The following is a 7738-nucleotide window of genomic DNA, read 5'->3' as shown; positions in this document are numbered from 1 at the left end:
GCGACTCAACTACTCCTGAGCAGCACGAATACATCTACACGTCAGTGACATACAACGCCGAACATCCCAGCGACATCACAGCCGAACCTCACAGCGCCTACGGGCAGAAGCTCGCGCCGGTGGACCTGGCGGTGGTCGATGAGGCGCACCGGACCAGTGGGTCGATGGGTAAGGCGTGGGCGGACATCCACGATCAGGCGAAGATCCCGGCGCACCGCCGGCTGTATCTGACGGCGACGCCGCGGATCTGGGAGGAGCGGCTGAACCGCGAGGTCGCCGAAGGGGTACGCGACCCGCTGCCGCGCGAGATAGCGGCCTCCATGGACGATGAGAAGGTCTTCGGGCCGGTCCTCTACAAGCTCTCGCTGGCGTCGGCGGTGTCGCGGAAGCTGCTGGCGCGGTACCAGATCATCGTCCTGGAGCTCCAGGACCCGGTCGTGACGCCCGAGCGGCTGATGGGCGAGGAGCGGCACACCGAGGAGGTCCGCGGGCAGCGCCTGGGCACCCTCCAGGCCGCGCTGCTGCACACGATGGAGCAGCACAACCTCCAGACCTGCATCACCTTCCACCATCGGACCATAGAGGCCGCGGCGTACGCGGATGGCCTTCAGCGCGTGGCCAAGCGGCTGCACGCCGACCAGCCGGAGAAGTACCCGTCCGAGATCTGGGCGGACTGGCTGTGCGGCGAGCACGTCCCGGAGCGCCGGCGGGAGGTGCTGGGCAAGTTCGGCTCCACCGCCCGGCGCGCGGTGCTCTCGAACTGCCGCGTCCTGGGGGAGGGCGTGGACATCCGGGCCGTGGACTCGGTGGCCCTGCTGGACCCCAAGGGCGCGCCGCACGACATCGTGCAGGCGATCGGCCGCGCGCTGCGCCAGAAGCCCGGAGAAGGAAAGCTCGCCTCTCTGATCGTGCCGGTTTTCCTCCAGCCTGACGAAAGCCCGGAGGACATGTTCACCTCGGGTTCGTACAAGCCGTTGGTGAAGGTATTGGAAGGTCTGCGGGCTCACGACGAAGAGGCCGTCGAATTGCTGGCGATCCCGCAGGAGCCTCAGAAGGACGTCGCGCAGCCCTCCGAATACATCGGTGCCGCGCCCGGTGATAACGAGGAAGAAACCCGTCTGCTGCTCCGTTTTGCTGCTCCGCGTGATCCGGTGATGGTCGCGAACTGGGTGTCCTTCAACGTGATCGACACGGAGCGGCAGGACTGGGCGAGGGGCTGGGCGAAGCTCAAGGAGTATACGGAGCGTGAGGGCCACGCCCGGGTGCCGTACGAGCACAAGGAGGGCGCGTTCCCGCTGGGGACCTGGGTCGCGGAGCAGCGACGGGCGTACGGGGCGGGGCAGATGAACGGCCGGCGCGCGGCGCGGCTGGAGAAGCTGGGCATGGCCTGGTCGGCGGCCGATGCGCGGTTCCAGGAGAACCTAGCAGCCGCCCGGGTGTACTACCAGGAGCACTGGACGCTGTGCGCTCCCCGGTCCACGGCCGCGCTCGACAAGCCCGTGGGGCAGTGGTTGAGCAATTTGCGTCGTCCGGGTGCGCTGGCCGAACACCCGGAGTGGGAGGCGGCGTTGGCGACCGTGGACGAGGACTGGAACCCCGAGTGGCCGGCGGAGTGGCAGAGGCACTACGCCGCGCTGCGTGAGCTGGTGCGTGACGAGGAAGGCCCGGCGGAGGTCATGCCCGGCTTCACCGTGCACGGCATGGACGTGGGGAAGTGGCTGGCCCGGCAGCGCAAGCCCGAGGTGTGGGAGGCCCTGGCCGACGGGCAGCGCGAGCGCCTGGAGGCCGTCGGCGTCACCCCGCTCGCCGCTCCGGCCCCGGTGGAGCCGGACGTGTCCGCGGAGCCGTCCACGACGCCCGTGAGCGCCTTCGAGAGGGGCGTTGCGGCCCTGGCGCAGTACAAGGCCCGCACGGGCTCTGTGAAGGTCCCCAGGGGCCACGTAGAGGCGTTGCCGGATGGGTCGGAGGTGAAGCTCGGGGTGTTCCTGTCCAACAGCAAGAGCCGCCGGGCCAAGCTGACCGTCGACAAGCTCGCCGCGCTCGCCGGCCTCGGGCTGGAGTGGGCTGAGGTGTAGCAGCTCTAAACCGGTGTTGACCTCATGATTCCGGGTAATCTGCGATCGCAGGTGCGATCGCACGAAACCACAAAACCCCACCCTTGCGCATCCATGGGTGCGCTAGGGTGGGGTTACCGACTTAGTTGTCAATTAAGTCGCGAACTACGAGCGACGGGGCCCCGCCGCTGTCACGGCAAGGGCCCCGCACCGCATCGGGTGCCGTCCCCAGCTCACTCGCATTGAGCTGGGGGCGGTGTCAGTTCAAGCCCCAGCACCACGTGCGGAGCATCTGACCCACCCAGAACACGGTCGCCATCACCGGAGCCATCCAGAGCCGGATGTTTCTCAACACCCGCTTCCAGCGCACCGACTTTGGCCGCGCATGCTTCCCCATCGAGACCTCCTCGGGACAGTGGGACCGACACCTTGTTGCCGGATCCCGGGCCCGAGAACCCGCCCGTGCGGTCCCCCTCCGAGGCTTCTTCTAGGAAGCACGCACCACCTTACGCGGTGTCAGGGCCGCTCATTGGCCTTTTGCGCAGGGGCAGTTCAGTCCGCCACGGCCGGCCGAGTGGCCAGGGTTTCACCTACCTGAGCGCCAACACGTGAACCTGGTTGGCACTGCACCATGTTCGTCGTGCCGGGGTGACCGGGCGGCCGGATGGTACGAAGGAAGGGGTTCAACGTACTGTGATGTGGTTCACACCATCCGTGCCCCGTTCCGCACCACGTACAGGCGCGCCAAGCCCCCCCGCCGACAAACTCGTGCTCGCCGGCCTCGGACTGGAGTGGGCAGCCATGGAAGGAGCGGCGTGATGTCCACGTGTGGCCAGGACGCGGGGCAGCAGCCGGTCAGCGCTCCCCCACGTCAGCAGATTCACCGATCGACGGCGCAGGCATCGCCCGCACTCAGCTCATTCCTTGTCACGGCTCTTGTCATGGCTCTTGAGGTTGCGACCTGCGCCGCTAGGTGACTTCAAGTAGGTGTTCTCCGCCTCTGCACTCTGCCACTTGGCGTAGAGGTACGTGCACGCGGAAAGGGAAGCTCCAAGGGCGGCAAGGGTCACGCCCTGAGTTACTACCAGACGCTTGGTGAGCTTGCCTCCAGTTGGTGGAGCTCCGCTCTTGCAGATGCCGACGTGGCCGGTCTCCAGTGAGTGCCGCTGCAGTTCTTCGAGGCCGTCAGCCTGGAAGGGGCATGCGGTACACACGTACTCGGTCATCAATTGATCCCCCTAATGGAACGTAGGGTGCCACAGACTGAGTGCGTCGGCGCACCACTTACCACTTCGGGCGTCAGGGAGTCGTCTCTCTGGCGCCCGAGCTGTTGTGTCAAGCACCGACCAGGTCCAGGAGGTCTTGGAAGCGTCGGGCAACGTACTCATCACGGCAGGCAAGCTTCACGCTGCGGTCCTTCTGCAGGCCGCTGACATCATCACGGATGATCTCGCGGTGGTCCTTGAACATCTGCTCGATCAGCGGCGCGGCGCTGTTGCTGTAGAAGACCTTGCGGTTGCGGCCCATCGTGCCGTAGCCGCCCTCCTCGCCGATGTAGCAGAGGGTCATCCAACGGACGATGTCCACCCGCACGTCGGCGGGCACCGCGGCCAACCCGCCGAACTCGGGGAACAGCCGGAGGGCGGGGCCGTGGGAGGCGTTGGCCCTCCAGCTGTGGCCGATCTTCTGCAGGGCCTCAAGCTGGCTACGGAAGAAGGCGGTTCGCTGAGATTTCCGGAAATACGGCAGGATGCCGGCCGCGTGGGCGACGCGGACCTGAAGCTCTGTCAGCGGCACGCGTCCGACCTTGTCCATCTGATACTTGGCCAGGTCAACGCGTACGCCGTCACGGGTGCAAGGGGAGATTTCCGTGATGAGGGTGTAGCAGTTTCCTCGGATCAGTTCGGGTTCCGAGTCGCTCAGGGCCATGCTCAGCAGGAACTTGAGGATCTCCAGCTGCCGGGTGTCGGGGGCGTGCTCGTAGTCGGTCAGGAGATCTGGGTCCGCGGCGACGGGGCCCGACGCCTGGACGATCTGCTTGACCTCCGAGACGTGGATGAGCGTGATGGGGTCGCGGGAGAGGACCGCGTCGACGCAGGTCTTGAAGATGTAGATGCAGTCCTCGATGCCAGCCTCGTACTCGGCGTCCTCGTGCTCCAGGTCGCGGCGGATGTCGTAGGCGCGGGTCATCTTGCGCCACTCGGGCCGGCTGAGCAGTCCCATCCTGTACGAGAGGTCGATGAGCTTGGCGGTGGAGTAGTTCTCGATGTCCTCGGCCCCGCGGTCGCCACGGTTGATCGGCGGCAGCTTGTGCGCCGCGGCGACTTCGGAGGCGATGTCGATACCGGCGATCTGAACCTTCTCGCGGAGATCCTGGACGGCGGCGTTCAGCAGTCGCTGGCACGCGCTGCTCGGATCCACCGGCAGCAGGCGCCGAACACGTTCGATCAGTCCTTTGGACTGCCACTGCGGCCGGATCTGCCCCATGATCGCGGGGACCTCGCTGTCCGAGATCAGATCGCTCGCCGGATGAAGGACGACTTCCCCCACTGGTTGCTCCTTGCGCTATTCGTGTGGATCGTCTGTCGATCGTAGAGACCGGTTCACCCCTCGGTCCTCGATTTTCGCTTGGTGAACTACGCGGTTGCCGGGGCGGGTTCGGTGAGGCGGTCCAGCCGGGTGTAGAGGGCCCGTACGAGTCAGGCACGGTTCTACGGCATCGGCGAGCACTTCGGAGACCCGCTGTCCTTTGGCGGCTGGTCGCTACGAGAGGAACCCGCAGGTCGCGTCATTCCTTATCGATCAACGCCTCGGTGAACACTTCTTGGGAGTCCAGGGAACGCAGCAGCGGGCCGAGCAGGCGCCTGGTGACCGCCCCTTGTGCTTCACGAAGTTCGGCCAGTGTGATGCCGGTGGTCTCCTCGTACCTGTCTTCGCTGTATCTCTGGCTGCTCGGAAAGACCGACTGACCGGAGTACCTGCGCCGACCGCGGAGCCGGTTGGCTCCGACCGCCATCGCCCAGTTGCCGTGGTATCCGACGTCTTCGGAGATCAGGCGCAGAAGTTCCAGTACTTGCCGGGTAAGGACAACGGCCGCGGAGTCGAAGATGACCTGTTCCGTGTCATCTGTCGCAGTGTGCGGCTTGGACAGATTGTCGGAGAGACGGGTCATGAGCAGCTTCAGGCCGCCGTCCTCGAAGAGCTGGAGTTCGATGACGTCCTCATCGCCCCAGCGCCCTTCAGGGATGTACGTACGGTCGGGTCCGAGACCTGAGGAGGTGCGAGCCACTCCCCTAGCTCGCCGGTTCCCCTGGTGGGCGTCGCCTAGATCAGGACTGAATCCCCGCCCGGCGAGTGCCGATCGCAGGTCCTGAGACTCTTGGACGCGCTTGATCAGCGTAGCCATGCGCAAGTTCCAGTCCTGAGCACCGGTGATGGACAGGCACATGTCCCGGCGGCCGGCCGTGGGCTGCGCAACGAGAAACAAGTGGGACTGGACGCCGACGTCGCGCAGTGGGTCTTCTTCCATCTGCTTCTGCAGAAGCAGGAGCGTGTCCGCTTCGGCGTTCCGCCGCTTTGCGTGCAGTGCGACGACCTGGGCGTCACCCATCTGGTATTTCGTCTTGTCACCGCGGCCGAAGTACCGGTTGTCCACCATGTGCGGCGCGACGGGGCTGGCCGGGATGTGTACGACGAGGTAGCCGGTCCCGTCGTTGGCCGCAGCGCTGATCTCCTCGGTGAGGATGGTCAGCGGTGGGTCGGGAATTGTCCGTGCCACCTGCTCGATCTTTTCCGCCAACCCGTTCAGAGACTGGGGGGCGAGTTCGAAGGTGCGGCTCTCCTTGTTCTCCTGCACGCCGATGATCAGTGTTCCGCCGTCGACGGCGAACGAGGACAGATCTCGCGCCAGTTCCTTGTTGTCGCCCTTGCTGTGCGGGGCCCTTTTCAGGTCCAGGTGATGGCTTTCCTCGAGCAGGCCGCCGGTGACGGCGGCCTCCAGGTTGGCCTCAGTCTTCGGTGTCCACCGGGGATTGTCGGAGGAGAGGTAGATCGATGTCACTGTGCGGTCCCGCTTCCCGTTGATCCGAGGCTCGGCGGGACCGTGAGGCCCAGCGGCTGAGCGTCAATGATACGGAGGGGGACCGACAACAGGGAGACGCGCAGCCGTTGAGGGTTGCGAGGACGGTACGGCCGAGGGCAGAAAAGCGGAGGCTCCTCGGTGTGTGCGTGCCTGATGATGCTCACCACGTGCGAGGAAGGACCTCAGGATGAACATCAGCTTCGGGCCGGACCTGTCGAGGGCATTGGCTGCGGCTACCAAAGGTATCCAGGAAGCCGTCGCGGCGGCGGTCGTGCCACCGCTGGAGATCCGGATACCCGCTCTGGATCACCTGGCCGAGGTGATCGCTCCGCTTCAGCCGGCGCTGGAACGACTGGACGCGATGATGCCCGCCAACTGGCGGGGCGCCCGTCTCGACTACTCGGACATGATCATGCTGATGAGGGAAGGCATTCCGTTGGTCTGGGTTCCACCGGCCGACGTCATCCGCCAGCTCCTCGCCGCCGACGACGCAGCTGCCCGTGCACAGGTCCTTGACGACTGCCGTCCGGCCATCCTGTCCTCCTGCAAGGCGACCCTCGCAGCAGTGTCTGACATCCAGTTGAGCGAGCAGACCACACTCCTCGAAGAATGCGTGCACATGGCTGACCGCGGCATGTTCAGCGGTGCCCAGGCACTGGCTGCGAACGTGTTGGACACCCTGATCCGTGGTCTGACCTACGCAAATCCCGGCTGGCTCAAGCCCAATGGTCAGTGGCCGGGCTACGCCAAGGTCCTGGAGAGCATTCCGGCCGTTGAGGACGACGACGCGACGATCCGCCAACTCCGCGAAGCTGCGGCCTTCCTACCGTTCCCGAAGGCGCTGGAGCCGTTCTGGGCGGCGGACCCGGTCCCTGAGACGTTCAACCGGCACGCCACCGCTCACGCTGCCGCGGCCACGCAGTACACCCTGGTCAACGCCGTCACCGGAATCATGCTTGCCGTCAGCGTGCTCCGCGATATCGACGACATGGGGTATCCCGTGCAGCTCCACGCCTAGCTGGTCGCCGACGCGGTCGGCTCGCCCACCTGACGGCCAAACGCTCACAGGCTACGCACTGCGGACGAAGCGTTCTCAAGAGCGTCCGACCCAGGCCTGATGGTGAGACGCGACGTACAGCCCTTCGCGCTGTCGGCCGCGCAGGACGCCGACGCGCGTTCTTCCCTCCACCACCTGCAACCCACTGTCCGACGGGCCCAAAAGGCGCCGGTCGATCAGGAGCGGCGGGCGCAGCCACGTCCCGTGGTCTTCCCAGTGTCGGCCGACTTGTGGAGGGCGCACCGTGACCCAGTGCACCGGGTGCTGTGCGATGTGCTCGATCAGTCCGGCTTCGCTCTCACCGGTCGGCATGGTGTGGAAGTCCGCGGTCGGGATCGTCTGAAGCGTCCAGGTGATCGCACTCAGCTCGAGGTGGCCGTAGTCGTTGACGAAGGGGCCGTGGTCGCCGTGGTCGAAGAGAAAGTCCCGCAGCACGTCACCCGGCCATCGCAGGTTGGCCAGGGCCGGATCAGTGCGGAAGCGTTCGAAGCTGCGGCCGCCGTCCTGACGGCGCTCCATCAGCGAGCTGAGGTCGTTGAGGTTCAT

General features: G+C 65.9%; 6 protein-coding genes. 2 read left to right on the top strand and 4 right to left on the bottom strand.

What is annotated here, in order from left to right:
• A partial coding sequence (locus ACH4D3_RS19745) for a Helicase associated domain protein (protein ID WP_398323591.1) occupies positions 1-2075 on the top strand: 2075 nt, incomplete at its 5' end.
• An 896-nt stretch (positions 2076-2971) separates the two neighbouring features.
• On the opposite strand, the gene ACH4D3_RS19740 is transcribed toward ACH4D3_RS19745, so the two are convergent.
• The 3 genes from ACH4D3_RS19740 to ACH4D3_RS19730 all read right to left on the bottom strand — a co-directional run bounded on the left by ACH4D3_RS19740 (position 2972) and on the right by ACH4D3_RS19730 (position 6114).
• A complete protein-coding gene (locus tag ACH4D3_RS19740) occupies positions 2972-3280 on the bottom strand; it encodes a hypothetical protein (protein WP_398323589.1) in 309 nt (102 codons plus the stop codon).
• Between the two features lie 109 nt (positions 3281-3389).
• Positions 3390-4604 carry a hypothetical protein gene (locus tag ACH4D3_RS19735; RefSeq protein ID WP_398323587.1) on the bottom strand — a complete coding sequence of 405 codons (1215 nt, stop codon included), beginning with the start codon at positions 4602-4604 and terminating at the stop codon, positions 3390-3392.
• 238 nt (positions 4605-4842) lie between these two features.
• Positions 4843-6114 carry a helix-turn-helix domain-containing protein gene (locus tag ACH4D3_RS19730; RefSeq protein WP_398323586.1) on the bottom strand — a complete coding sequence of 424 codons (1272 nt, stop codon included), beginning with the start codon at positions 6112-6114 and terminating at the stop codon, positions 4843-4845.
• A gap of 208 nt (positions 6115-6322) precedes the next feature.
• On the opposite strand from ACH4D3_RS19730, the gene ACH4D3_RS19725 reads away from it, so the two are divergent.
• Positions 6323-7153 carry a hypothetical protein gene (locus tag ACH4D3_RS19725; protein WP_398323584.1) on the top strand — a complete coding sequence of 277 codons (831 nt, stop codon included), beginning with the start codon at positions 6323-6325 and terminating at the stop codon, positions 7151-7153.
• A 75-nt stretch (positions 7154-7228) separates the two neighbouring features.
• On the opposite strand, the gene ACH4D3_RS19720 is transcribed toward ACH4D3_RS19725, so the two are convergent.
• On the bottom strand, positions 7229-7738 hold the full coding sequence (locus ACH4D3_RS19720; RefSeq protein ID WP_398323582.1) for a hypothetical protein: 510 nt from the start codon (positions 7736-7738) through the stop codon (positions 7229-7231).

The organism is Streptomyces sp. NPDC018026, assembly GCF_044327745.1.
Classification (GTDB): domain Bacteria; phylum Actinomycetota; class Actinomycetes; order Streptomycetales; family Streptomycetaceae; genus Streptomyces; species Streptomyces rubrogriseus.
This window is presented reverse-complemented; position numbering and strand designations above follow the sequence as displayed.

Coding starts and splice junctions, on each gene's coding strand:
- ACH4D3_RS19740 (WP_398323589.1), bottom strand. CDS start 3,280: ATGACCGAGTACGTGTGTACCGCATGCCCCTTCCAGGCTGACGGCCTC.
- ACH4D3_RS19725 (WP_398323584.1), top strand. CDS start 6,323: ATGAACATCAGCTTCGGGCCGGACCTGTCGAGGGCATTGGCTGCGGCT.
- ACH4D3_RS19720 (WP_398323582.1), bottom strand. CDS start 7,738: ATGAACCTCAACGACCTCAGCTCGCTGATGGAGCGCCGTCAGGACGGC.